The sequence below is a fragment of the Streptacidiphilus sp. PB12-B1b genome (assembly GCF_014084125.1).
Taxonomy (GTDB): Bacteria; Actinomycetota; Actinomycetes; order Streptomycetales; family Streptomycetaceae; genus Streptacidiphilus.
In genome coordinates this window covers 5,118,905-5,140,398 of sequence record NZ_CP048405.1, presented here as the reverse complement: position 1 = coordinate 5,140,398, position 21,494 = coordinate 5,118,905, and the positions used below count along the sequence as shown (strand labels likewise).

The window sequence follows — 21,494 nt, the reverse complement described above, 5'->3', positions numbered from 1 at the left end:
GGTGCCTCAGCCGTGCGGGACCACGGCCACCGGGCAGTGGGCGTGGTGCAGCACCCGCTGGGTCACCGGGCCCATCGGCATGGCGAACCGGTGGTGGTTGCGCTTGGCTCCCACCACCAGCAGGGCCGCCCCGGTGGAGGCGTCGACCAGGGCCGCGTCCGGCTCGTCCACCCTGACCTCTTGGACCACCTCGACGTCCGGGAACTCCTTGCGGGCCTGCTCCAGGACCTCGGCCAGCTCCTCGGCCTCCGCGCGCATGCGGTCGGTCTCGTCCGGCACAGGCACCGCCACCAGCCCCGGGTAGACCTGCGGGTAGAGCCAGGTGCGGACGACCCGCAGCCGGGCCCCGCGCCGCGCCGCCTCGGCGAAGGCGAAGTCGACCGGTGCGGCGGCCTCGCCGGGGGCCGCCCCCAGCACCACCGCGCCCGCGGCGTCCGGCTGCTGCGGCGGCCCGGTCAGCACCACCAGCGGGCAGGGCGCGTGCGCGGCCAGGCTCTGGCTGACCGAGCCCAGCAGCGTGGACGCCAGCCGGTTGCGTCCGCGGCTGCCGACCACCAGCAGATCGGCCCGGTCGGCGATGCGGACCAGACCGGGCACCGCCCCCTCGGCCAGGATCTCGCCGCTGACGGCGAGGCCGCCGTGCCGCTCGCGGACCCGGCTGATCGCGGCGTCCAGCAGGGTGCGCGCCGCGCGGACGCTCTCCTCGGCGATGTCCCCCTGCTCCTCGACCGGGACCTGGTAGGGCGCCAGGACCCAGGAGTGCACGATGTGCAGCGGCACCCCGCGTTCCGCCGCCTGTTCGGCGGCCCAGTCCAGTGCCTGCTCGGCCTGCGGTGTGGCGTCGATGCCGACGACGACCCCCGGTGCTGACGGTGCGTTCACTGCCGATCCCTCCCTGAGCTGCGGTTCGGCGGGCCGTGGCCGCCTGGACGTGATCCCATCCTGGCGGTGCGGGTCGGGCGCGGGCAGGGCCCGGACGTCACTGCCGAGGGGGCCGATGGTCCCTGCTGTCGTCCCTGTCGGGCGCTGGTGACGACTCCCGAGCGCTACGGGGCGATTGCGGTCACAGCCGTTCATTTCCGGTCGGAAAAGCGACAGGCGGCCTGGTCGGGAGCCGATCCGTGGTGGACTGTGCCGAGCCGGGAACATGGGCTGGTATGTCCCTCCTGTCCTCCTTCCTGAAGCGGCATGGGCCCTGGCGGCACGGGGCGATACGGACCCGAGGGCGGCATGATGGCGACCACCAACGAGGAACCCTTCCGCGGACTGCTGGAGGCGGCGCCGGACGCCATGGTGATCGTGGACGACGCCGGGGTGATCCAGCTGGTCAACGCGCAGACCGAGGCGCTGTTCGGCTATCCGCGCGGCGAACTGCTCGGCAGGCCGGTGGAGATGCTGGTGCCCCAGCGCTTCCGCGCGCAGCACCCCGGCCACCGCCGCGCCTACGCCCGCAACCAGCAGGTCCGCCCGATGGGCGCGGGCCTGGAGCTGTACGGGCTGCGCCGGGACGGTTCGCAGTTCCCGGTCGAGATCAGCCTCAGCCCGTTGCAGACCCCCGGCGGGCTGCTGCTCTCCGCCGCCGTGCGCGACGTCAGCGACCGCAAGGCGGCCGAGGCGCTGTTCCGGGGGCTGCTGGAGGCGGCGCCGGACGCCATGGTGATCGTGGACGACGCCGGGGTGATCCAGCTGGTCAACGCGCAGACCGAGACCCTGTTCGGCTATCCGCGCGGCGAGTTGCTCGGCCAGCCCATCGAGGTGCTGGTGCCGGAGCGGTTCCGGGCCAAGCACCCCGGCCACCGGCACGGGTACGTCGACACCCGGCGGGCCCGGCCGATGGGCGCCGGGCTGGACCTGTACGGGCTGCGCCGGGACGGCGCGGAGTTCCCGGTCGAGATCAGCCTCAGCCCGCTGGAGACCCCGGACGGCCCGCTGGTCTCCGCCGCGGTGCGCGACGTCAGCGAGCGCAGGGCGGCCGAGGAGGCCCTGGCCGAACTGCACGAGCAGCAGCGCCATGTGGCGCTCACCCTGCAACGCAGCCTGATGGGCTCCCCGCCGCCGGTCCCCGGGATGGACACGGCCGGCCGCTACTTCCCGGCCCGGCAGGGCGCGGGCGTGGGCGGCGACTGGTTCGACCTGATATCGCTGGGCAGCGGGCACGTCGGCGTCCTCATCGGCGACGTCATGGGCCGGGGGCTGGAGGCCGCCGCCGTCATGGGCCAACTGCGGTCGGCCGCGCACGCCCTGGCCAAGACCGGCATGCCGCCCTGGCAGCTGATGCAGGCCCTGGACGCCGTGGTCGGCGAACTCCCGGACCAGCTGGTCACCTGCTGCTACCTGGTCCTGGACCCGGACTCCGCCGAGCTGACGGTCTCCTCCGCCGGGCACCTGCCGTTGCTCCAGGTGGACACCGGCGGCCGGGTGCACCGGCTGCCGGTTCCGGTGAGCGTGCCGCTCGGCGTCGGCGACGTCCCGCACCAGCAGACCACGCTGACCGTGCCGCCCGGCTCCATCCTCGCCCTCTACACCGACGGCCTGGTGGAGACGCCCGAGAGCGACATCGAACTGCAGGTGGACGCTCTGGGCACGGCGCTGGAGAAGGCCGTGGCCGAATCCCGTGAGCTGGAGCCGGTGGCCGACGCGGTGCTCGCCGCGCTGCTGCCCGATCCGGGGGACTACGCCGACGACGTCACGCTGCTGCTGGCGCGGATCCCGGAGATCCCGCTCACCGCCGCGGCCGTGAGCCTGCCCGCCGACCCGGTCAGCGTCGGCGAGGGTCGGCACTTCCTGTGCCGGGCGCTGGACGAGTGGGACCGCCCGGACTACGCCGACACCGCCTGCCTGCTCGCCTCCGAGCTGCTGGCCAACGCCGTACGCCACGCCTGCGGGCCGCTGCGGCTGCGGGTCCGGCTCACCGGCGACGAGCTGAGCGTCGAGGTCGGCGACGGCAGCCCGTTCCTGCCCCGGGCCCGGCGCGCCGACGCCGACGAGGAGTGCGGACGCGGCCTGCTGCTGGTGGACGCGCTGTCCGCGGCCTGGGGCAGCCGCCCGACCGGCGACGGCAAGACCGTCTGGTTCACCCTGGCCCAGCCGCCCCCGTGAGGGCCCGGACAGGCCCTCAGGGCCCGGCCGCTCCCTGACAGCCCGGACGCGACGGTGCCCCGCCGCCCGGTGGATCGGGCTGCGGGGCACCTCGGCGGGGCCGGAGGCCGGGGCGGCTAGCGGTCGCCGGTGGAGCGGAGCGCCTCGGCGGAGTCCGCCGCGTCGGCGGCCTCGGCCTGCGGCGGCAGCACCCCGGCGGCGGCCTCGGCGGCCGTCTCCGCCTGCGCCCGGGCCTGGTTGCCGGAGACCAGGCGCAGCGGGACCTCCTTGAGCAGCGTCGAGAACACCACGGCCAGCACCAGCAGGGCGGCGGTGATCACGAACACCACGTCGCCCGCGGCGGAGAAGCCGACGAAGAACGGGTGGCTCAGCGGCTTGGCCAGCGGGTTGAGGAACGAGGTGTCGTCCAGGCCGCCGCTCAGGTGCTGGTGCAGCGAGGCCAGCTGGTCCGGGTGGGCCTTGGCGGCGGCGAGGAAGGACGGGTCGTGCGCCGCCTTGGCGTACTGGTTGCCGATCTTGGAGCCGGCCTGCGAGAACAGCACGGACAGGAAGATCGCGGTGCCCAGGGTGCCGCCGACGGAGCGGAAGAACGTCGAGGCGGCGGAGGCGACGCCCATGTCCTTGGCGGGCACGGCGTTCTGCATCGCCAGCACCAGGCTCTGCATGTTCAGCCCGAGGCCGATGCCGAAGACGGCCATGTAGATGTCGGTCTGCCACAGCGCGGTGTCCGCGCCGATCATGGTCAGCAGGCCCATGCCGACGACCATGAGGACCGAGCCGACCACCGGGAAGATCTTGTAGCGGCCGGTGCGGGCGATGAGCTGGCCGGTGCCCAGGGAGGCCAGCATCAGCCCGGCGACGAGCGGCAGCAGCAGCAGCCCGGACTTGGTCGGCGAGGCGCCCTTGACGATCTGCAGGTAGAGCGGGATCACCGACAGGCCACCGAACATCGCCATGCCGATGATGGTGACCTGGGCCGAGGCGACGGAGAAGGTGCTGCTCCGGAACAGCCGCAGCGGCAGCAGCGCGTCGTCCCCCATGCGCTGCTGGACCCAGACGAAGAGGACCAGCCCGGCCGCGCCGATCAGGTAGCAGGCGAAGGAGTCGACCGAGGCCCAGCCCCAGCTCTGGCCCTGCTCGGCCACGACCAGCAGCGGCACCAGGCCCACGGCCAGCAGCGCCGAGCCCCACCAGTCGATCCGCCGCTCGCGGCGGACGTGGTCCAGGTGCAGCACCTTGGCGATGACGATCAGGGCGAAGGCGGCGATCGGGACGTTGATGTAGAAGATCCAGCGCCAGCCGGCGGCGCCCAGGAAGCTGTCGGTGCCGGAGAGCAGGCCGCCCAGCACCGGTCCGAGGACCGAGGCGCTGGCGAAGACGGCCATCATGTAGCCCTGGTAGCGGGCGCGTTCGCGGGGCGGGATGATGTCGCCGATCACGGCCAGCGCGAGCGGCATGATGCCGCCGGCGCCTATGCCCTGGAACGCGCGGAACACGGCCAGTTCGTACATCGACTGGGCCAGGCCGCACAGGGCCGAGCCGATCACGAAGACCACGATCGAGAGCATGAACAGCCGCTTGCGGCCGTATATGTCGGACAGCTTGCCGAACAGCGGCGCGGCGATGGTGGAGGTGATCAGGAAGGCGGTGGTGACCCACGCCTGGGCGGAGAGGTCGTGGAGGTCGTTGCCGATCGTCTTGATCGCGGTCGAGACGATGGTCTGGTCCAGCGCGGCCAGGAACATGCCCAGGACCAGCCCGGACAGGATCGTCATGATCTGGCGGTGGGACAGCGCGCCGTCCGACGGCGGGTCCGCCGGGCGGGTTGCAGTGGCGCTCATGCGGTGCTGCCTTCTTCCGGTTCGTCGGTGCGCGCGGGGTGCCGCGTCGCGTCGGTCATCCATTGGGTGTGGGTGATGTCGTAGGCGGCGGTGAACCGCTCCAGCAACTGCCTGAACTGGCCGAGTTCGTCGGGCGTCCAGTCGCTCAGCACCTGCTCGAAGAAGGCGGCGCGGGCGTGCTCGTGCTCGGCGATGACGGCCTGTCCGGCCGCGGTGACCACCAGCAGGCTGGCCCGGCCGTCCACCGGATCGGCCTGGCGCTCCAGCAGACCGTGCGTCACCAGCGCGGCGACCTGGCGGCTGACGGTCGACAGGTCCGACTGCACGCCGGCGGCCAGTGCGCTGGCCCGCATCGGGCCCTCGGACGCCACCGTGCGCAGCAGCACCTGGGCCGCCGAGTCGATGCTGTCGCCCGCCGCGGCCAGCAGTCGGGCCTTGGACCGCCGTACCGTGCGCAGCAGGTCGGTCACCGAGTCCGCGACCGTGGCCACCTCGGCCCCGCGGTCGCGCCCGCCGGCGCGGAAAGCCGCGCCCCCCTGCCCTGCCCCTGCCACCACGCCCGCCCCGTCCGCCGCTGCTGCTACGGCTACTTGTATATCACAAGTACTTGCAGTGCCCAAGCATTCAGGCCGGAGTCACCGCGCCGGACCGCCCGGCGCGGCCTCCACCGGCGCGGCGGGGTCGCCCCTGGGGGAGATGGCCGAGTTGAGGACCGCGGAGTTGGGCAGCAGGACCTTCCCGTCCGGGGTCCGCAGCTCGACGAAGAGCAGCGTCATATCGGTGACGTGGCCGGTGATGCGGCCGCCCAGGGCCCCGGCCTGGACGGCGACGTCCTCGCCGACGTGGAACGGGCGCGAGGTCAGCAGCACCAGCCCGGCGAAGATGTTGCCCAGCACCGGTTGCGCGGCGATGCCCACGATCACCCCGGTGAGCGCGCCGCCCAGGATCAGCCTGCTCCACGGCACGTGCAGCAGGCTCAACGCCCCCAGCACCACCATGGCGTAGCCGGTCAGCAGGCACAGCAACCGCAGGGTGATCACCCGGCTGTCGCCGAACCGGGCCGGGACCAGCGCCACCAGGTCGTCGGTGGCGCCGCGCACGGCGATCAGCGCGAAGACCAGGAAGACCAGGGCGCTGCCGCCGGCCACCGCACGGTCGGTCAGCGAGTGGTGCGCGCGCGGCGCGCCCAGCAGGCCGCCGTAGTACGTCGACACGAACAGGCCCGCGAGCGCCAGCGAGGTCGTCAGCACGGCCTTGCGGGTGCGGATGCGGCGCGGGCTGGCGCGGCGCGGCTCGGGCGCCTCGGGCGGTTCGGGCGCCTCGGGCTGCCCCGGCGGGTGCTCCGGTGTGGTCTCCATGCGCAGATCTTCGCAGGCGGAGCCGCCGCTGCGGCCCGACCGGGGGAGCCCGCGCCGCAGCGCGGTTCAGCCGCCCTGCTCCACCGGGTCACCGGCCCCGTCCCGGTGGGCGGGGCGCGGGGGGATGCGCACGGCGATCAGGGCGATGTCGTCGCTGCAGTTGCCGCCGGGGCCCGCCATCAGGGTGTCGCAGAAGGTCCCGAGCGGCGCCGTGGCCAGGGCGGCGGCGCGCTGCCGGAGCCGGGTCATGCCCTCGTCCAGCGGCTCGTCCCGGCGTTCGATCAGCCCGTCGGTGTAGAGCAGCACGGTGGCGCCCGGCGGCAGCAGCTCGGTCGCCTGCGGCCGGGTGCGGTGGGGGCGGACGCCCAGCAGCAGGCTGCGGCCCTGCTCCAGGAACCGGGTGCCCCCCTCCCGGGTGACCAGCAGCGGCGGCAGGTGCCCGGCCACGGCGTAGTCCAGGTGCCAGGGCCCGGCCGGATCGGGCTGGTCCAGCAGCGCGTACAGGCAGGTCAGGGTCTGCCCGGGGTAGAGGATGGCGTTGGCCGCGTCCAGCCGGGCGAGGATCTTGCCCGGTGGTTCCTTGCGGTCGCAGGCGATGCCGCGCAGCATGTTGCGCACCTGGCTCATGGAGACGGCGGCCTTCAGGTCGTGGCCGGTGACGTCGCCGATGATCAGCGTCAGCGTGTCGTCGGGGAGCAGGAACGCGTCGTACCAGTCGCCGCCGACCTCCGCGCCGTCGCGGGCCGGGGTGTAGCGGGCGGCGATGTCCAGCAGGCCGTGCTGCGGCAGGTCGGGCAGCAGGGAGCGCTGCAACCGCTCGGCGATGCGGGCGATCTGGGCGTGCAGCCGGTCGTTGTCCAGGGCCAGGCCGACGCGGTGGGCCACGTCCTCGATCAGCGGCATCCGGTCGGTCCCGTCCCTGCCGTCGGGCTCCAGCTGCGCCAGCGTCAGCACGCCCAGCACGCGGTGCCGGGCGACCAGCGGCACCAGCACCGCCCGCCGCGCGCCCAGCACGGCGAAGGCGCGCAGCTCGAAGCGGTGCAGCGGGTCGGCGGCGGTCTCCGGCCCGGGGAAGCCGTCCAGCCGCACCGGCCCCGACGCGCGCAGCGCCTCGACCAGGGGTGAGGGCGAATCCGCCGCCGCCGGGGGCAGCAGCGCCTCGAACGCCCTCGGCGCCGCACCCGGATCGCGGTGCTCCACCACCATCCGGTGCAGCCGCCCGTCCTCCCGGAGCAGATCCACCGCGCACCAGTCCGCCAGCGCCGGGACGAGCACCCGGCACAACCGGCGCAGGCCCAGCTCCGGTTCCAGGGTGCTGGCCAGCGCCTCGGAGACGGCGGAGAGCAGCGTGAGCCGGTCCAGCGCGTCCTGGAGCGCGCACTCCAGCTCGTACGGTTCGTCGTCGTCCGGGTACGCGGTCACGTGGCTCCTAGCGTCGGCCTCGTACCCCCAGTATCGGCCCCGGGCCGCCCCGTCCGCGGGCCCGATCCGGGCCTCGGCGTGTCGGGCCGACGGGCCCGGGTAGAGGTCCTGACCAGGGAACACCGACGCCGGGCCACCGGAGCGCGTGGGCCGGGCCGCTACCGAAGGGACCGTGCGCATGAGCGGGCACGTGGTCGACCGACTGCTCCGGGAGTACGGCCGGAGCTTCGCCGACGAGGCGGGCATCACCCTGCGGAACCAGCCGTCCCCGCTGTACCGGCTGCTGGTGCTGTCGCTGCTGAGCTCGACCCGGATCTCGGCGGGCATCGCCGTCGCCGCGTCGCGGGAGCTGAGCGCGGACGGGCTGCGCACGGTACCGGCGATGGCGGACGCGCCCTGGCAGCAGATCGTCGACGCGCTGGGGCGGGCCCACTACAAGCGCTACGACGAGAGCACGGCGACCGCGCTGCGGGAGGGCGCGACCCTGCTGAACCGGCGCTACCACGGCGATCTGCGCCGACTGCGCGAGGAGGCCGACGGCGATCCCGGGCGGATCCGCCGACTGCTGCAGGAGCATCCGCGGATCGGGCCGGTCGGCGCGGACATCTTCTGCCGCGAGGCGCAGGAGGTCTGGCCCGAGCTGAGCCCGTACTTCGACCGGGCCGCCCTGGACCAGGCCGCCCGGCTCGGCCTGCCGCACACCCCCGCCGGGCTGGCCCGCAAGGTCCGGCCCGAGGACGTCGCCCGGCTGTCGGTCGCCCTGGTCCGGCTCCGCCTCAGCGGCGGCCGACTGGACCAGGACGGCCAGCAGGACGACAGCGGGAGGGCGGGCAGGGCCGCCTGACTCACCGCGCCCGACTCACTGCGCCTGCTGGCCGGTCCGGGCCCGGTCGGTTCGCGGGTGGGCCTGGGCCTCGGCGTCGGTGATGTCCAGGAAGACCTGGTCGAAGGCGGGCCAGCGGGCAGTGATCGCCCGCTTGATGCGCACGCAGACGTCCTCCAGGCGCTCGCTGTCGATGCCGCCGTTCAGATCCACCCGCGCGGCCAACAGCGTGGACGCCGGCCCCATCCGCATGGTGAGCAGCTCGGGCACGGTGTCGATCTCGGGCTGCTGCAACAGGAAGTCCCGCAGCTCGCCCTGGACCTCCGGGTCGACGGCCTGGCCGATCAGCTCGTGCTCGGCCTCGCGCCCCAGCCGTACGGCCACGACCACCAGCAGTATGCCGATGCACAGCGCCGACGCCGCCTCGAAGCGCGGATTCCCGGTCGCCATGTGCAGCGCCATACCCGCCCCGGCCAGCAGGACGCCGAGCACGGCGCTGCTGTCCTCCGCCAGGACGGTGCGCAGCGCCGGGTCGGTGCCCCGGCGCAGCTGCGCCGCCGTGCTGCGGCCCTGCTGCCGGGCCTCGGCGCGCAGTTGCAGCACCGCCTTGGCCAGCGAGCCGCCCTCGGTCAGCAGGGCCACGGCCAGCACGGACAGGCCGATGATGTAGCCGGAGTGCGATTCGCCGCTGGTCTGCCGCCATGCCTTCGCGGCCTGGTAGAAGGAGAAGCAGCCGCCGGTGATGAAGATGCCCACGGCGGCCAGGAGCGACCAGAAGTACCGCTCCTTGCCGTAGCCGAAGGGGTGCTTGCGGTCCGGCACCCGGCGTCCGCGGCGCAGCGAGGTGAGGAGGAAGACCTCGTTCATGCTGTCCGCCACGGAGTGGGCGGCTTCGGAGAGGAGCGCCGGGGAGCCCGAGATGAGCGCCCCGGCCGCTTTGGCAGCCGCTATGACCAGATTGGACACCAGGGCCAGGACGATCGTGGATGCCGTCCCTGCCCCTGGCGCCGCTTCCGACGCCGTTCCCGGCGCCTCTCCCACCCCGGGCGAGCTGTCCTCGCCCCTGCGCCGGCCCATGCGGCCGTCTCCTCCCGGTCCGGTCAGGTCCGGTCGCTGAGCGTGCCGGACGCGGTCTCGTGGTGGGCCCGGATGAACCAGTGGAACTGCTCCAGGCCGTGCAGCTGGCCGATGAGCAGGTCCTGGGTGACCGGGTCGGTCTCCTCGATGGCGTCGGCGGCGCTGCGGTGGTCGGCGATGAGGCCGTTGTAGACGTGGTCCAGGGCGACCAGGTGTTCCAGCGCGTCGGCGCGGCCCAGCTTGTAGTTCTCCCAGGTGCGCTCGGCGACCAGGGTGCCGGGGGTGCCGTCGGGGGAGCCGCCGAGGGTGGCGATCCGCTCGGCCGTTTCGTCCACCATCGCCCGGACGGCCTCGACCTGCGGGTCGAGCATGGTGTGCACGGCGATGAAGTGCGGTCCGACCACGTTCCAGTGGACGTGCTTGAGCGTCAACGCGAGGTCGTTGAGGGCGTGCAAGCGCATCTTGAGCAGGTCGATGACCGTGGCCGCGTCGTCGGTGTCGAGACCGGGGACGGTGTAACGGGGGGTGTCCATGCTGGGTGACCTTCCTGATCCGTGGCAGCCCGCAGGCGTCTGCGGGCCCTGTTGTTCGCGTGCCCCCAAACGGGCGGCACACTCATGCCCGGTTCGCGAAGAATGTCGGTGTTCGCCGCGCGCTCCGGCCGGGCGCCCGTTTGCGACCGCCGTGCCCGGCAAGGCGAGTACGGAAGAACCACTCCCGTACGCGTGAGGAAGGAGGGATTCGGCCATGGACACCCTGCAGGGAAAGACGGTCGCATTCCTGGTCGCCCCGGAGGGCATCGAGCAGGTGGAGCTGACCGAACCGTGGCAGGCGGTGCTGGAGGCCGGCGGCTCGGCCCGGCTGGTCTCCACCCAGGAGGGCCAGGCCCAGGGGTTCAACCACCTCGACCGCGCCGACCGCTTCGAGGTGGATGAGGTGGTGGGCAAGGCGTCGGTGCGGGACTTCGATGCGCTGGTGCTGCCCGGCGGGGTCGCCAACCCGGACGCGCTGCGGATGGACGCCGACGCCGTCGCGTTCGTCAAGGCGTTCTTCGACGCCGGCAAGCCGGTCGCCGCCATCTGCCACGCCCCGTGGACGCTGATCGAGGCGGGCGTGGTGGCCGGGCGCAGCCTCACCTCCTGGCCCAGCCTGCGCACCGACCTGATCAACGCCGGCGCCCGCTGGCAGGACGAGCAGGTCACGGTGTGCCGCAGCGGCCCCAACACCCTGGTCACCAGCCGCAAGCCGGACGACCTGCCCGCCTTCAACGAGACGCTGGTCACGACGTTCGCCGCGTCCTGACCCGGGCCGCGCGCCGGTCCGGGCCGCGTCCCGTACCGTGCGCCGCGCCCTGACCCCGGGCCGGGCCCGACCACAGCCGGGCCCCGACCCCCATTGGAGAGGCCACGTGATGAGCACGCCACCCCCGAACGATCCCGTGCCGCCCAACCCGACCCCGTCGCCCGGCCCCGGCGGCCCGCGCCCCGGGCCGCTGCCCGGCCCGCTGCCGGAGCCGACCCGCCCCGACCCGGTGCCGGACCCGGCCCCGCCCGCGCCGCCGTCCCCCGTGGACCCGCCGCCGCCGGGCCCCGGCGAGCCCCAGCCGGTCCCCGCGCCCGCGCCGCTGCCCGGCCCGCCGCCCATCCCCGCGCCCAGCCCGGCGCCGGTGACCTGACCGGGCTGCTGTCGGCCGCCGCCACGGCGGCCCGTCCGGGGGCGCGGGCTACACCGCGCCCCCGGACTGCTGCCTGCGCTCCTTCATCTCCGCCTCGTACAGGTGCTCGGTGCCGGGGGCCAGCTGCTCGCGGACCTCCTCCTCGGCCGAGGCGAAGGGCCGGTAGTAGGTGGCGTTGTACGCCTCGACGATCTGGAACGTCCAGTGGCCGGGGATGACGTCGCGGCCCAGGACCTCCCGCTCGATCCGCGCGGCCTGCTCACCGTGGCCCGCCCGGCGCAGCAGCTCCACCGCCTCCCCGAGCTGCAGATCGGCCGCCCCGGTCAGCTGGTGGAAGTCGTACAGGGCCCCTCGGGCCCGCTCCGTGGTCTCCAGCGCCTTGGAGAGCTGCCCCAGGGCCTCCACGGTCGCGTCGTCCAGTCCCGGCGGCCGGGTGTGCTGCGCTCGCTGTTCTGACATACCCCGACTCCTCCCCGGAGGGGCCGCGCGGCACACGCCCCACCTCGGCGGTTACGCCGCCCGGAGGCCCGCCGCAGGCATCAGCCGGGTGGGGCGGGGCAGGCGAGGGCTGGCTGGTTCAGGGACACAGGAGGCACGGACGACCGATGAAGACCGTTGACAAGGCCCTGCAACGGGTCGACCGCCTCCAGCAGGCCCACCCGCCGCTCGCCGTTCCCTACGCCGTCGTCAAGAAGTACGGCGACGACCGGGCCGGCCAGCTCGCCGCACTGATCACCTACTACGGCTTCACCGCCGTCTTTCCGCTGCTGCTGCTGCTCACCACGTGCCTCGGCTTCGTCCTGCGCGGCAACGCCGGGGCCCAGAAGGCCGTGCTGAACTCGGCCCTCGCCGACTTCCCGATCATCGGCAACCAGCTCACCCAGAACATCCACTCGCTGCACGGCACCGGCGCGGCGGTGGTGATCGGCGCGCTGGGCCTGCTCTACGGCTCCCTGGGCGTGACCCAGATCCTGCAGTTCGCCATGGCGCAGGTCTGGAACATCCCCGGTGTGGAGCGGCCCGGCTACTTGGCCCGGCTGGCCCGGGGGCTGCTGCTGATCACCGCGCTGGCGGTAGGCCTGCTGCTGAGCACGGCCACGGCCGCGCTGGCCGGATTCGTCGCGCACGGGCCGCTGGCCTTCGCCGCCGGGCTGGTCGGCTCGGCCGTGGTGAACACCGCCCTCTACCTGTCCTGCTTCCGCATCCTCACGCCGAAGGAGGTGCCGCTGCGCAGCCTGGTGCCGGGCTGCCTGATCGCCGGTCCGGCCTGGACCCTGCTGCAGACCTGCGGCGGCTACCTGGTGGCGCACGAGCTGCGGCACGCCACCCAGGTGTACGGCTTCTTCGGCACCGTCCTGGGCCTGCTGTCCTGGCTCTACCTCGGCGCCCAGATCACCATGTACGCGGCCGAGGTCAACGTGGTGCGGAACCGCAAGCTCTGGCCGCGCACGCTGACCCAGCCGCCGCTGAGCCGGGCGGACCGCAGCGTCCTCGACGCCATCGTCCACCAGGAGGAGCGGCGACCGGAGCAGGACGTCGAGACCTCCTTCACCGACACGCCTCTGCCGGAGCGGCCCCGCGAGGGCGACGCGCACTGACGACGCCGGGCGGCTGCCGCCACTACGGCTACGGCTGCTGCTGCCCGGCGAGGAAGTCCGCGACGGCGGTGACGAACTCCGGCGTGGTGACCGCCGTCGCATGGTTCCCGGGCAGCACGGCCCGTCGGCCGTGCGCCAGCGCCGTGGCCAACTCGTCGGCGGAGTCGGCGCGTTCGTCCTCGCTGCCGACGGCCACCAGGGTCGGCACCCGGACCAGGCCGAGCGGCTCCGCCGGGGTGGCGGCGATCGAGTCCAGCACGTGCAGCAGCGCCACCGGGTCCTCCTCCCGGGAGCGGAGCCACTGCTCGGTCCGGTGCTCCGGCGAGCCCGGCTCGAACGTCCCCGCACCGGCGAAGACCCGCCGCAGCAGCGCCCCGGCCCCGCCGCCGAAGCCCATGACCTGGCGCAGCCCCTGCCCGGCGACCACCGCCCGCCCCGGTGTGGCGCCGCGCACCAGCATCCGCACCACGATCCGTGCGCCGAGCGAGTACCCGCCGAGGTCGTAGTCGTCCAGGCCCAGGTGCTCGACCAGGGCCAGGCCGTCGTCGGCCAGCACGTCGAGGGGATAGGCGGCGGCGTCGTGCGGCTTGGCGCTCCGGCCGTGCCCGCGGAAGTCCGGCAGGACCACACGGTGGCCGCGCGCCGCGAACGCCTCGGCCTGCCCGTGGCTCAGCCACAGCGTCCCGTCCCCGGTCAGCCCGTGCAGCAGCACCAGCGGCCTGCCCCGGCCCAGCTCCCGGTACGCCAGGCGCGCGCCGTCGCGGCCGGAGAAGAAGGACACCTCGGCAGTCACCATGCCCGGGAGCGTATACCGCCGGACGGCCGGAGGGCGGGGACACGGATGGCGTAGCCGGGTGGGCGGGAACGGGCGCGGAGAGGTACACCGGGTGGAGGGGGTCCGGTTCCTTCGACGTCTGGAGCCCGCGATGATCGACACCGCGCACACCGCACTTCCCAACGCCGCGCCGGGAACCCGGCGTCCCTCGTGGTCCCCGGCGCTCGTCATGACACGCGGCCTGCTCGCCTCGGGCGTGGCGGTGATGGCCGGGCTGGCGATCACCTACCTGGTCCGCGTCATGGTCAATGTGAACGCCTTCGAGAACTCCGACTCCATCAATTCGGGCTTTCCCAACACCGGCGCGCTGAGCGCCGGCGTCTGCATCGCCACGCTGCTCGCGGTGGGGGTGCTGTACCTGCTGGGGCGGGTCTCGCCCCGGCCCTTCGCCGCCTTCGCGGTGATCATGGGCCTCAGCTACCTGGCGTTCCTCGGCGTCAGCGTCACCAGCGGGCTCACCGCCTCGCAGATCTCCGGGCAGCTGCTGGTGTGCCTGCCGCTGGCGGTCGTCATCGCCGGTCTGGCCAGTTGGGCCACCGGCATCCACCCCGACACCCGGTGACCGCACCGCCCCCGTCGGCGCGCGCCCCGGAGCCCGGCCCCACCGGTCGGCCTCCGGGGCGGGGTGCGTGCGGGAAGGGGCGGCGGGGGCGGGCTGTGCTCCGGGGAAAAGGCCGTCGGAAGTACCCGAAGTGACGCGTGGAAAGGATCGCGGCGGGGTATTCCGAAATGAATTCGGCCATCATTGGTCCGTCGATCCCGGCCATTGAACCGGCCCCGGATCCGTGCCTATGATCCAGTGAATGGTTCACCCGGAACAAACAGAGGGGTGGGTGCCGGAAGTGACCACGAGTGCGCAGACCGAGAGCCAGCGGAGCAGGGTGAGCAAGGCATTCGACCTGATCGACCTCGACGGCAACGGAGAGTTGGGCGTCGAGGACATCGAGGCCCTGGCGCAGGAGTTGGTGGGCCGTTTCGGCTTCGCCGCCGGCTCGCCGCAGCACACGCAGTTCCGGCAGGCGAGCACCGCGCTGTGGCAGGAGCTGCAGCAGGGCGTCGGCCTGACCGGCAACGACCGGATCAGCCGCAAGGAGTACGTCGACTTCTACGCCGAGGCCGCGCCCGACGCGGTCCAGCAGAGCCTGGCGCCCTTCTCCGACCTGCTGTTCGGCCTGTTCGACGTCGACGGCGACGGCAAGGTCTCGCAGAGCGAGTTCGAGCGCTACCACCGGGCCTGGGGCGTCTCCGCGGACCGGATCCAGGGCACGTTCCAGCAGTTGGACACCGACGGCAGCGGTGAGCTCTCCAAGGAGCAATTGCGCCGCTACCTGGGCGGGTTCATCTTCGGCGACTTCGGCTGATATGAGGTCGAATTCTCGGTGATCCGAACGAGAACCCCCCGGCCGGGCTTTCCTGTGGAGGCCCGGCCAGGGGCTGTTTTCTGCCTTAATTCGAACCGGTGTACTGCCGGGGTCGTGCAATCGAACAGAGAAGCGGTGCGGTCCGGCGTCAGGCGGTGAGGACGGTCCAGTTCTCGGCGAGCCGGAATCCCATTGCCTGGTACAGCGGCACCCCCTGTTGGCTGGCGTGCAGGAAGGCCGTCCGGCAGCACCGCGATGTTGAAGACGCCCACCGCGTCCGCCACCCTGATGCCGAAGGAGGTGGCCACCGCGACGCCGCCCACCTCGGTGAGGTAGGCCCGCATCGAGACGTGGTCCATCAGGGAGCGGGCGGTGAAGAACAAGAAGATCTCCTCCGGCCCGCCGTAGCCGGCGGCCATCACCGTCCGGTACAGCTCGCTCTCGTCGCCGGTGACCCGGCGGACCGTCACGCCGCCCTCGGGCCCGCGCAGGTCGTCGCCCAGCTGCTTCACCATGAAGGGCAGCAGCGTCCGCCGCTCCAGCCCGTGGCCGGTCGCCACGGCCGCGATCCCCTCGGCGACCTGTTCGCCGCGGACCTGCACGCTCCGCGGCACGGAGCCCAGCCGCGGGGAGTCGGCGAAGTCCGCCACCTCCTCGGCGTCGGCGCTGCCCGCCGTGCTGATGACACCGTTCAGCAGCGCTACGGGCGCTCCGGTGACGAGTTCGGACGTGCCTTTGTCACCGGCCCGGTAAAAGCCGCCGGGTTGGGCCGCCGCAAACAGGGCGAGCGCCGACATCCACGCCCGGGCGGCGATATCCACGGAATCCGGCGGGCTTTGAAGTCTCGTCATGGCCCCATGCCACGGACTGCCTCGGCGCCCCTGGCCGGAGCCGCCCGCGAGCCTCGGTCGAGCCGCAGTCGGCGCCGGTCCCAGCGCAGTCACTGACCCGATGCCGCAGGTCGGGCGGGTCTGCGTCCGGTTTGCGCACCGCCGTCGCCGGGTCCGGCAGCGGGTGTGTTCGACGGATCCCCGGGCCCGGGGGCCACCCCGGGCCGCTCGCCGATTGCGTCAAACAACCGATTCTGGAAGGTCGTTGAGTCGACACGATGGTGAACGCCGACCGCAGGCAAACCATTCACCGCGTAGGAGGCCCACCATGAAACTCCAGGGAAAAATCGTCGTCGTCACCGGAGTCGCAAGCGGAATCGGCCTGGGACCGGCCACGCGGTTCGCCGCCGCCGATGTGGGGCGGGAGAGCGAGGCACCGCTCCTGCGGGTGTGTCAGGGGGCCGGGGGCGGTCCGAGGATCTCGATCCCGTAGAAGGAGGCCATCCTGGCCAGTTCGGCCGGGTCCAGCGGGGCCGCGTCCAGCGGCGGGTGGTCGAGGGAGTCGGCCGGCGCTCCCGCGCGCACGGTGAAGTCGTCGAAGCCGGCCGGTGTGTGCAGGGTGAGGAACCGGGCGGTGGGGCTGGTGACGACGAACGAGTGGGCGAGCGCCCGGGGCAGCACGGCGATGGCGCCCGGGCCCGCCGCGCGCTGCAAGCCGTCGACCTCGACGCGCAGTTCGCCGTCCAGGACCAGGAACGTCTCCTCGTCGTTGTCGTGCCGGTGCAGCGGGCTGCCGTAGCCGCGCTCGCCCAGGTGCTCCAGCACCGACAGGGCCCCGCCGGTGGCGGCGCCCGGCACGCGCAACCGGACCAGGGCGCCCAGGAACCAGACGGCCTGCTGTTCCTCGGGACTGAGTATCGACGGACTGATCGGCGTGGCGCTGTGCGTGAACGATGTCATGGCGGTGATCCAACGGCATCGCACGTATAGCTGTCCAATACCTGAAGCGGCATCTATCATAGCGAGCATGCATGATTCACCGGAGGACGGCCCCGTCGAACTACGGCTGCTGCAGAGCCTGGTCGTGGTCGCGGAGGAGGGCGGGGTCAGTGCCGCCGCCGAACGGCTGCGCATCGCCCAGCCCTCGCTGAGCCGCCAGTTGCGGCTGCTGGAGAAGCAGCTCGGTCTGGTCCTCTTCGAACGCGTCGGTCGGCGGCTGCGGGTCGTTCCGGCCGCCGACGTGATCGTCGAAGCCGCCCGACGGGCCCTGCAGGCGGCCGACGACGTGAGCCGGCTCGCCCGGCAGGTGGCCGACGGCCGGATCGGACGCGTCGCGGTGGCCACCCTGCCGGGCGCCTCGCCGGTCGTCCTGGTGGACGCCCTGGCCGCGTTCCGCCGCCGCCACCCCGGGGTGGAGACCACCCTCACCGAACTCACCGACGAGGAGCAGTACCGGGCCCTGCGCGAGGGCCGGGTCGACCTGGCGCTGGCCCGCATCGTCACGCCCCCGGCGGACCTCGCCTCGCGCGTCCTGCTGCACGAGCGGCTGTGCCTGGTCGTCTCCACCGGCCACCGCCTCGCCGACGCCGAGCAGGTACGGCTCGCGGACCTGCGCGGCGAGGAGGTGGTGTTCTTCAGCCGCAGCGTCCAGCCGGTCGGATACCGCTGGCTGACCGAGCAGTTGGCCGACGCCGGGATCGCCGCGCCGATCCAGGAGGCGACGCTGGCCACGATCTTCGCCACCGTGGCGGCGGGCATCGCGGTGTCCGTCCTGGTGCGCTCCTTCGAGGACCTGCTCAGCCCGGCCGGCGTCCGCTTCGTCCCGCTGGACGGCCCCGGCATCGACCTCGTCCTGCACTGGCGCCCCGCCTGCGCCTCCCCCTCGCCGCCGACCTCCGCGCCGAACTCGCCCGCGCCGCCACCGCCCACCACCGCAACCACCCCCACGCCTGAGCCGCCCCCGCCGCCCCGCTGCGCAGAACAGATGTGACGTGGCGTCAGGCCTGTCCGGGGGCGCTCCAGGTAGACCAGGGGCCAGCCGGTGCCGCCCGACAGCCCCGACAACCACCCCGGCGGCCGAGGACGTCAGCCGGCGGAGGCGTAGCGCTCCACCGAGGTGACCCTGCAGGTAATCGCCCCGGTCACGACGTCCAGGCCCCGTGCCGTCTCGGCCGCCCTCTCCCCGGGAGCCAGGCCGTTCGCTCCACGACGGGCCGGCGCGACCGGCCTGCCGCCCGGTCCCCGCCCTCACCAGCCGTGCGCGGCGGGTTTCGGGGTGGGGGAGTGGGCGGTGAGGGTGTCGAGTTCGGTGCGGAGTTGGCGGCGGGAGGCGATGCCGAGCTTGGCGAAGACGTTGCCCAGGTGGTACTCGATCGTCTTGGCGCTGACGAACAGGGTGCGTGCGATCTGCGGGTTGGTCATGCCTTCGGCGGCGAGCCGGGCGATCCGCTGCTCCTGCGGGGTGAGCGCGGCGGGCGAGCGGACTGCCGTCTCCGTGCCGCCCTCCTGGCCGGCGGCGCCGGCCCAGGGGACTTGCACGCCGGCCTCCTTGAGCAGGCTGAGGCACTGGTCCGCGAACGGGCGCGCGCCGAGGTCGACATAGCGGCCGTGCGCGGAGAGCAGCCAGCGGATCGCCGAGCTTCGCCGCCGCGAGCCCAACAGCAGCCTGCCGTAGTCGTGTTCGAGCTGGGCCAGGCTGAACGGCGAGTCCTCCTCGGCGGTCTGCTCGACCGCCTGGGCCAGCCGGTCGGCCGCCGTGGCCGGGCCGGTCCCGGCCGCTTCGAGCCGCGCTTCGAGCCTGGCCATGACCGCTGTCGGACGGGGGCCGGAGGGCATGACGGTGCGCAGCGCGGCCAAAGCGGTGTGCGCGGCGGCCAGCCGGCCGGTCCCGATCAGGGCCTCGACGTGCAGCGGACGCCACCACACCTGGTACAGCGCGAACAGCCCCGGCTGGGCGGCCACCGGCGCGAGCGCCGCCAGCATCCGGTGCGGTTCCCCGCGGGCCTGGGCCAGCCTGGCCGCGGCCAGCGCCGGGAACACCCCGTAGCGGGCCGGGCCGAGCGCCCGCTGGTCGCCGGTCACCGCCTCCACCTGCTCGGCGGCCACGCTCCAGTCGCCGCGCAGGGCGCTGACGCAGGCGGACAGCGCGGCGGCCGGGATGACGGCGCGGCGGTCGTTGCTCGCCTCGGCCACCCGGATGCCCTCCTGGGCCTCGCGCACGGCCGCCCGCCAGTCGCCGAGTTGGAACAGGGCGTAGCCGAGGTAGGCGTACGCCAGCGGGAGGACCGGCTCGACCGGGCCGTCCTGCCAGCGCAGCACGCGCTGCAGATCGCCGATGGCCTCGGTGGGACGGCCGCACTGCGCCAGCCACATGCCGCGCGCCCAGCGCAGGATTCCGTGGCCGGGCCGGTGGGCCTCCGGCGCGCCGAGCTCCGGCGCGAGCAGCTCCAGCCGGCGCAGCGAGGCGTCCGCCGACTGCTGGATCCTGCCGTGTGCGTCGGCCGCGAAGTACACGGACCACTGCCGGGACTCCTCCGGGAGCCCCTCCTGGGCCAGCAGCGCCAAGGCGATCCGCTCCTCGGCCCGCAGATCCCCGGTGTCGGCGTGCAGGGTCGCGGCCGCGAGGTCGACCCGGGCGCGCACCGCGGCGGAGCGGTCCGCCGCGAGGCTCCTGGCCTGGTCGAACAGGGCGCGGGCGGTCTCGTACCGGGCCTCCCGCGCGGCGAGGTGGCCGAGGAACAGATTGCCCTCGACGCTGGGCTCCAGCAGGGTCAGCTGCTCCCTGAGCACGGCCGCCCACGCGGCGGTGGGCAGTTCCTCGCCCCAGCCGGCCATGGTCAGCAGCCGCCGTTCCCGGTCCTGCTGGTGTACCGACATGTCGGCGGACCACAGCAGGAGCGTCCCGGCGCGCTCGGTGTCCCCGGCCCAGCGGTAGCGCGTCGCCTCGTCCTCCAGCCGCGCGGCGAGTTCGGGATCGCGGCGGCGGGCTCCGAGCAGTGCGTGCCGGAACCCGTGGACGCCGGTGACCTGTTCGGCCGCGGCCAGGTGCATGGCCCGGCGCAGGTGCGTGGGCAGGTGCCAGTAGATGACGTCGCGCAGGGCCTGGGAGTCCATGCCGACCGGTTCGGCGAGGCCGTGCGGGAACCAGGTGACGAATCCGGCCGCGATCAGGTCGTCCAGCGCGGAGCTGGGGTCGGCCACGTCCGCGATGACCGCGAGGATCGGCAGCGGCGTCTCCCGTTTGACCACGGCCATGGCGGCCAGCAGCCGCATGCTCGGTTCGGGCAGCTCGTCCAGGGTGCGCACGATGGCCTGGTAGAGCGCCTCGGTGCGCAACTCGCCGAGCGTCTCCGGCTCGTCGGGCGCGAGTGCGGGCGCGGAGGCGGGTACGAGCGCCGGCGCCGGCGCTGCCGCCGAACCGTGTGCGGATGCCGAACCGAGGGGGTGCGGCCACGGGAGGACGGCGGCCTCGTGCGCGGGGGCGGACCGGGCGGCGTGCGCTGCCGCCCGGCGACCGGGCTGTGGGGCGGGGGAGAGACTGCTCATGCGGTGACCGGCTTTCGGGCGGGGGTGGGCAAGGCCGGAGCGTGCTGCGCCGGTGCGGGCCGGACACCCGCACCGGTGAGTTCGTGTGGAGCACGATCCAACGACGGCAGCCGGGAAAGGTCAACTATGTTGGCATAAGCCTTCGATGACGATTAATGCGATAGAGAAAGCCAAGACCGTGAAAGATATGACGGCCACTCAGATCAGGCCCTCACGGATGGCGAAGGCCACCGCGTGGGTTCGGTTGCGCAGTTGGTAGCGGACCGTGATGTCGTGCAGCACGCTGCTCACGGTGCGTTTGGAATAGGCCAGTTCACCCGCGATCTCGTCGGTGTCGAAGCCCTCGGCCGCCAGCCGCAGCACTCGGCGTTCGCGGTCGGAGAGGCCGCCCAGGGTCAGGCCCTGCGGGCGCAGCACATGCTGCTGGAGCCGGCCCACCTGCTTGAGCAGGCGGGTGAGCAGGTCGGCGGGCAGGGCCGCGTCGCCCGAGGCGGCCCGGATCACCGCCTGGGTGAGCGAGGTCGCGGTCGCCTCCCACCGCCACACCACCGAGCTGACACCTGACTCGACCACGTTCAACAGGTCGTCGTCGGAGAGGGCGGAGACGACCAGCACGGCCTGTGCGCCGTCGCGTGAACGCACCGTCCTGATCAGGTCGAAGGCCGATCCCGCCAGCGTGTCGAGGGCGAAGACCACGACCCGGGCCGAGCCGCCCAGGGGCGGGTCGACGAGCTCGATCTCGGCGCGTTGGCGCAGTTCGGTCGCCAGGCCCGTCCGGGTGAATGGGTCGTCGGCGTGGATCGACACCGGTATCCGGGCTTGCAAGGTAACCCCCCAGGGTCAGACGGTCGGCCCGGCGCGGTTACGCCGGCCGCGGCGGCCGGATCTCGCGCCCGTGCCGGAGTCTGATTCGCCCCGGAGTGTGCGCTGCTGTACGGCCTTCCCTAAGTGACCATGTTTCGCCCGGTGTTGTCGACTAGGGACACCCCTAGGCGGTGCCTAATCGCGCATGGGCGGGTGCGCGGAGTGG

General features: G+C 73.5%; 21 protein-coding genes. 8 read left to right on the top strand and 13 right to left on the bottom strand.

Features of this window, described 5'->3' with window-relative positions; translation table 11 throughout:
* Positions 1-6 precede the first annotated feature (6 nt).
* Positions 7-882 carry a universal stress protein gene (locus GXW83_RS22470; RefSeq protein ID WP_182444856.1) on the bottom strand — a complete coding sequence of 292 codons (876 nt, stop codon included), beginning with the start codon at positions 880-882 and terminating at the stop codon, positions 7-9.
* A 351-nt stretch (positions 883-1,233) separates the two neighbouring features.
* Here GXW83_RS22470 and GXW83_RS22465 point away from each other — a divergent pair, with 351 nt between their 5' ends.
* A complete protein-coding gene (locus tag GXW83_RS22465) occupies positions 1,234-3,099 on the top strand; it encodes a PAS domain S-box protein (protein ID WP_225447178.1) in 1,866 nt (621 codons plus the stop codon).
* A 116-nt stretch (positions 3,100-3,215) separates the two neighbouring features.
* Here GXW83_RS22465 and GXW83_RS22460 read toward each other — a convergent pair whose 3' ends face one another.
* The 4 genes from GXW83_RS22460 to GXW83_RS22445 all read right to left on the bottom strand — a co-directional run bounded on the left by GXW83_RS22460 (position 3,216) and on the right by GXW83_RS22445 (position 7,720).
* Positions 3,216-4,940, bottom strand: coding sequence for an MDR family MFS transporter (locus GXW83_RS22460; RefSeq protein ID WP_182444854.1), 1,725 nt, complete (start codon positions 4,938-4,940; stop codon positions 3,216-3,218).
* Positions 4,937-5,431, bottom strand: coding sequence for a MarR family winged helix-turn-helix transcriptional regulator (locus GXW83_RS22455; protein ID WP_225447177.1), 495 nt, complete (start codon positions 5,429-5,431; stop codon positions 4,937-4,939). The genes GXW83_RS22460 and GXW83_RS22455 overlap by 4 nt, the downstream gene beginning before the upstream one ends.
* Positions 5,432-5,575: 144 nt before the next feature.
* Entirely contained in the window at positions 5,576-6,298 is a 723-nt protein-coding gene (locus tag GXW83_RS22450; RefSeq protein ID WP_182444853.1) for a mechanosensitive ion channel domain-containing protein, read from the bottom strand.
* 66 nt (positions 6,299-6,364) lie between these two features.
* A complete protein-coding gene (locus tag GXW83_RS22445) occupies positions 6,365-7,720 on the bottom strand; it encodes a PP2C family protein-serine/threonine phosphatase (RefSeq protein WP_225447176.1) in 1,356 nt (451 codons plus the stop codon).
* Between the two features lie 178 nt (positions 7,721-7,898).
* Between GXW83_RS22445 and GXW83_RS22440 the strand changes: the two genes are divergently transcribed.
* Positions 7,899-8,564: an endonuclease gene (locus GXW83_RS22440; RefSeq protein ID WP_182444851.1), complete on the top strand. Its 666-nt coding sequence runs from the start codon at positions 7,899-7,901 to the stop codon at positions 8,562-8,564.
* A 15-nt stretch (positions 8,565-8,579) separates the two neighbouring features.
* On the opposite strand, the gene GXW83_RS22435 is transcribed toward GXW83_RS22440, so the two are convergent.
* Positions 8,580-9,620, bottom strand: a complete 1,041-nt coding sequence (locus tag GXW83_RS22435) for a cation diffusion facilitator family transporter (protein WP_182444850.1) — start codon at positions 9,618-9,620, stop codon at positions 8,580-8,582.
* Between the two features lie 23 nt (positions 9,621-9,643).
* The gene (locus tag GXW83_RS22430) at positions 9,644-10,153 is read right to left on the bottom strand and encodes a Dps family protein (RefSeq protein ID WP_182444849.1); all 510 of its coding nucleotides are present in this window, start codon (positions 10,151-10,153) and stop codon (positions 9,644-9,646) included.
* 214 nt (positions 10,154-10,367) lie between these two features.
* Here GXW83_RS22430 and GXW83_RS22425 point away from each other — a divergent pair, with 214 nt between their 5' ends.
* Together GXW83_RS22425 and GXW83_RS22420 are read left to right on the top strand one after the other, a co-directional pair.
* Positions 10,368-10,922 (top strand): type 1 glutamine amidotransferase domain-containing protein, encoded by a 555-nt coding sequence (locus GXW83_RS22425; RefSeq protein WP_182444848.1) that lies wholly within the window; start codon positions 10,368-10,370, stop codon positions 10,920-10,922.
* A 109-nt stretch (positions 10,923-11,031) separates the two neighbouring features.
* Complete coding sequence (locus GXW83_RS22420; RefSeq protein WP_182444847.1) at positions 11,032-11,295, top strand: hypothetical protein; 264 nt, start codon at positions 11,032-11,034, stop codon at positions 11,293-11,295.
* Between the two features lie 48 nt (positions 11,296-11,343).
* On the opposite strand, the gene GXW83_RS22415 is transcribed toward GXW83_RS22420, so the two are convergent.
* Entirely contained in the window at positions 11,344-11,754 is a 411-nt protein-coding gene (locus GXW83_RS22415) for a hypothetical protein (protein WP_182444846.1), read from the bottom strand.
* A gap of 146 nt (positions 11,755-11,900) precedes the next feature.
* On the opposite strand from GXW83_RS22415, the gene GXW83_RS22410 reads away from it, so the two are divergent.
* Entirely contained in the window at positions 11,901-12,893 is a 993-nt protein-coding gene (locus tag GXW83_RS22410; protein ID WP_182444845.1) for a YihY/virulence factor BrkB family protein, read from the top strand.
* A 28-nt stretch (positions 12,894-12,921) separates the two neighbouring features.
* Here the strand turns inward: GXW83_RS22410 and GXW83_RS22405 are convergent, their stop codons facing one another.
* Positions 12,922-13,689: an alpha/beta fold hydrolase gene (locus tag GXW83_RS22405; RefSeq protein ID WP_182444844.1), complete on the bottom strand. Its 768-nt coding sequence runs from the start codon at positions 13,687-13,689 to the stop codon at positions 12,922-12,924.
* Between the two features lie 130 nt (positions 13,690-13,819).
* Here GXW83_RS22405 and GXW83_RS22400 point away from each other — a divergent pair, with 130 nt between their 5' ends.
* Entirely contained in the window at positions 13,820-14,290 is a 471-nt protein-coding gene (locus tag GXW83_RS22400) for a hypothetical protein (protein ID WP_182444843.1), read from the top strand.
* Positions 14,291-14,609: 319 nt separating this feature from the next.
* A complete protein-coding gene (locus tag GXW83_RS22395; RefSeq protein ID WP_182444842.1) occupies positions 14,610-15,089 on the top strand; it encodes an EF-hand domain-containing protein in 480 nt (159 codons plus the stop codon).
* On the opposite strand, the gene GXW83_RS22390 is transcribed toward GXW83_RS22395, so the two are convergent.
* A complete protein-coding gene (locus GXW83_RS22390) occupies positions 15,053-15,910 on the bottom strand; it encodes a hypothetical protein (RefSeq protein WP_182444841.1) in 858 nt (285 codons plus the stop codon). The genes GXW83_RS22395 and GXW83_RS22390 overlap by 37 nt on opposite strands.
* A 462-nt stretch (positions 15,911-16,372) precedes the next feature.
* A complete protein-coding gene (locus GXW83_RS22385; protein WP_182444840.1) occupies positions 16,373-16,879 on the bottom strand; it encodes a cupin domain-containing protein in 507 nt (168 codons plus the stop codon).
* 67 nt (positions 16,880-16,946) lie between these two features.
* On the opposite strand from GXW83_RS22385, the gene GXW83_RS22380 reads away from it, so the two are divergent.
* Entirely contained in the window at positions 16,947-17,909 is a 963-nt protein-coding gene (locus GXW83_RS22380) for a LysR family transcriptional regulator (protein ID WP_182444839.1), read from the top strand.
* 257 nt (positions 17,910-18,166) lie between these two features.
* Here GXW83_RS22380 and GXW83_RS22375 read toward each other — a convergent pair whose 3' ends face one another.
* Entirely contained in the window at positions 18,167-20,464 is a 2,298-nt protein-coding gene (locus GXW83_RS22375; protein ID WP_182444838.1) for a LuxR family transcriptional regulator, read from the bottom strand.
* A 198-nt stretch (positions 20,465-20,662) separates the two neighbouring features.
* The gene (locus GXW83_RS22370) at positions 20,663-21,271 is read right to left on the bottom strand and encodes a LuxR C-terminal-related transcriptional regulator (RefSeq protein ID WP_225447175.1); all 609 of its coding nucleotides are present in this window, start codon (positions 21,269-21,271) and stop codon (positions 20,663-20,665) included.
* Positions 21,272-21,494 lie beyond the last annotated feature (223 nt).

What these genes read in the sequence shown, in the direction of transcription:
- GXW83_RS22400 (WP_182444843.1), top strand. Translation starts at nt 13,820, where the DNA reads ATGATCGACACCGCGCACACCGCACTTCCCAACGCCGCGCCGGGAACC.
- GXW83_RS22420 (WP_182444847.1), top strand. Translation starts at nt 11,032, where the DNA reads ATGAGCACGCCACCCCCGAACGATCCCGTGCCGCCCAACCCGACCCCG.
- GXW83_RS22435 (WP_182444850.1), bottom strand. Translation starts at nt 9,620, where the DNA reads ATGGGCCGGCGCAGGGGCGAGGACAGCTCGCCCGGGGTGGGAGAGGCG.
- GXW83_RS22460 (WP_182444854.1), bottom strand. Translation starts at nt 4,940, where the DNA reads ATGAGCGCCACTGCAACCCGCCCGGCGGACCCGCCGTCGGACGGCGCG.
- GXW83_RS22430 (WP_182444849.1), bottom strand. Translation starts at nt 10,153, where the DNA reads ATGGACACCCCCCGTTACACCGTCCCCGGTCTCGACACCGACGACGCG.
- GXW83_RS22385 (WP_182444840.1), bottom strand. Translation starts at nt 16,879, where the DNA reads ATGACATCGTTCACGCACAGCGCCACGCCGATCAGTCCGTCGATACTC.
- GXW83_RS22380 (WP_182444839.1), top strand. Translation starts at nt 16,947, where the DNA reads ATGCATGATTCACCGGAGGACGGCCCCGTCGAACTACGGCTGCTGCAG.
- GXW83_RS22410 (WP_182444845.1), top strand. Translation starts at nt 11,901, where the DNA reads ATGAAGACCGTTGACAAGGCCCTGCAACGGGTCGACCGCCTCCAGCAG.
- GXW83_RS22440 (WP_182444851.1), top strand. Translation starts at nt 7,899, where the DNA reads ATGAGCGGGCACGTGGTCGACCGACTGCTCCGGGAGTACGGCCGGAGC.
- GXW83_RS22425 (WP_182444848.1), top strand. Translation starts at nt 10,368, where the DNA reads ATGGACACCCTGCAGGGAAAGACGGTCGCATTCCTGGTCGCCCCGGAG.
- GXW83_RS22405 (WP_182444844.1), bottom strand. Translation starts at nt 13,689, where the DNA reads ATGGTGACTGCCGAGGTGTCCTTCTTCTCCGGCCGCGACGGCGCGCGC.
- GXW83_RS22415 (WP_182444846.1), bottom strand. Translation starts at nt 11,754, where the DNA reads ATGTCAGAACAGCGAGCGCAGCACACCCGGCCGCCGGGACTGGACGAC.
- GXW83_RS22450 (WP_182444853.1), bottom strand. Translation starts at nt 6,298, where the DNA reads ATGGAGACCACACCGGAGCACCCGCCGGGGCAGCCCGAGGCGCCCGAA.
- GXW83_RS22465 (WP_225447178.1), top strand. Translation starts at nt 1,234, where the DNA reads ATGGCGACCACCAACGAGGAACCCTTCCGCGGACTGCTGGAGGCGGCG.
- GXW83_RS22375 (WP_182444838.1), bottom strand. Translation starts at nt 20,464, where the DNA reads ATGAGCAGTCTCTCCCCCGCCCCACAGCCCGGTCGCCGGGCGGCAGCG.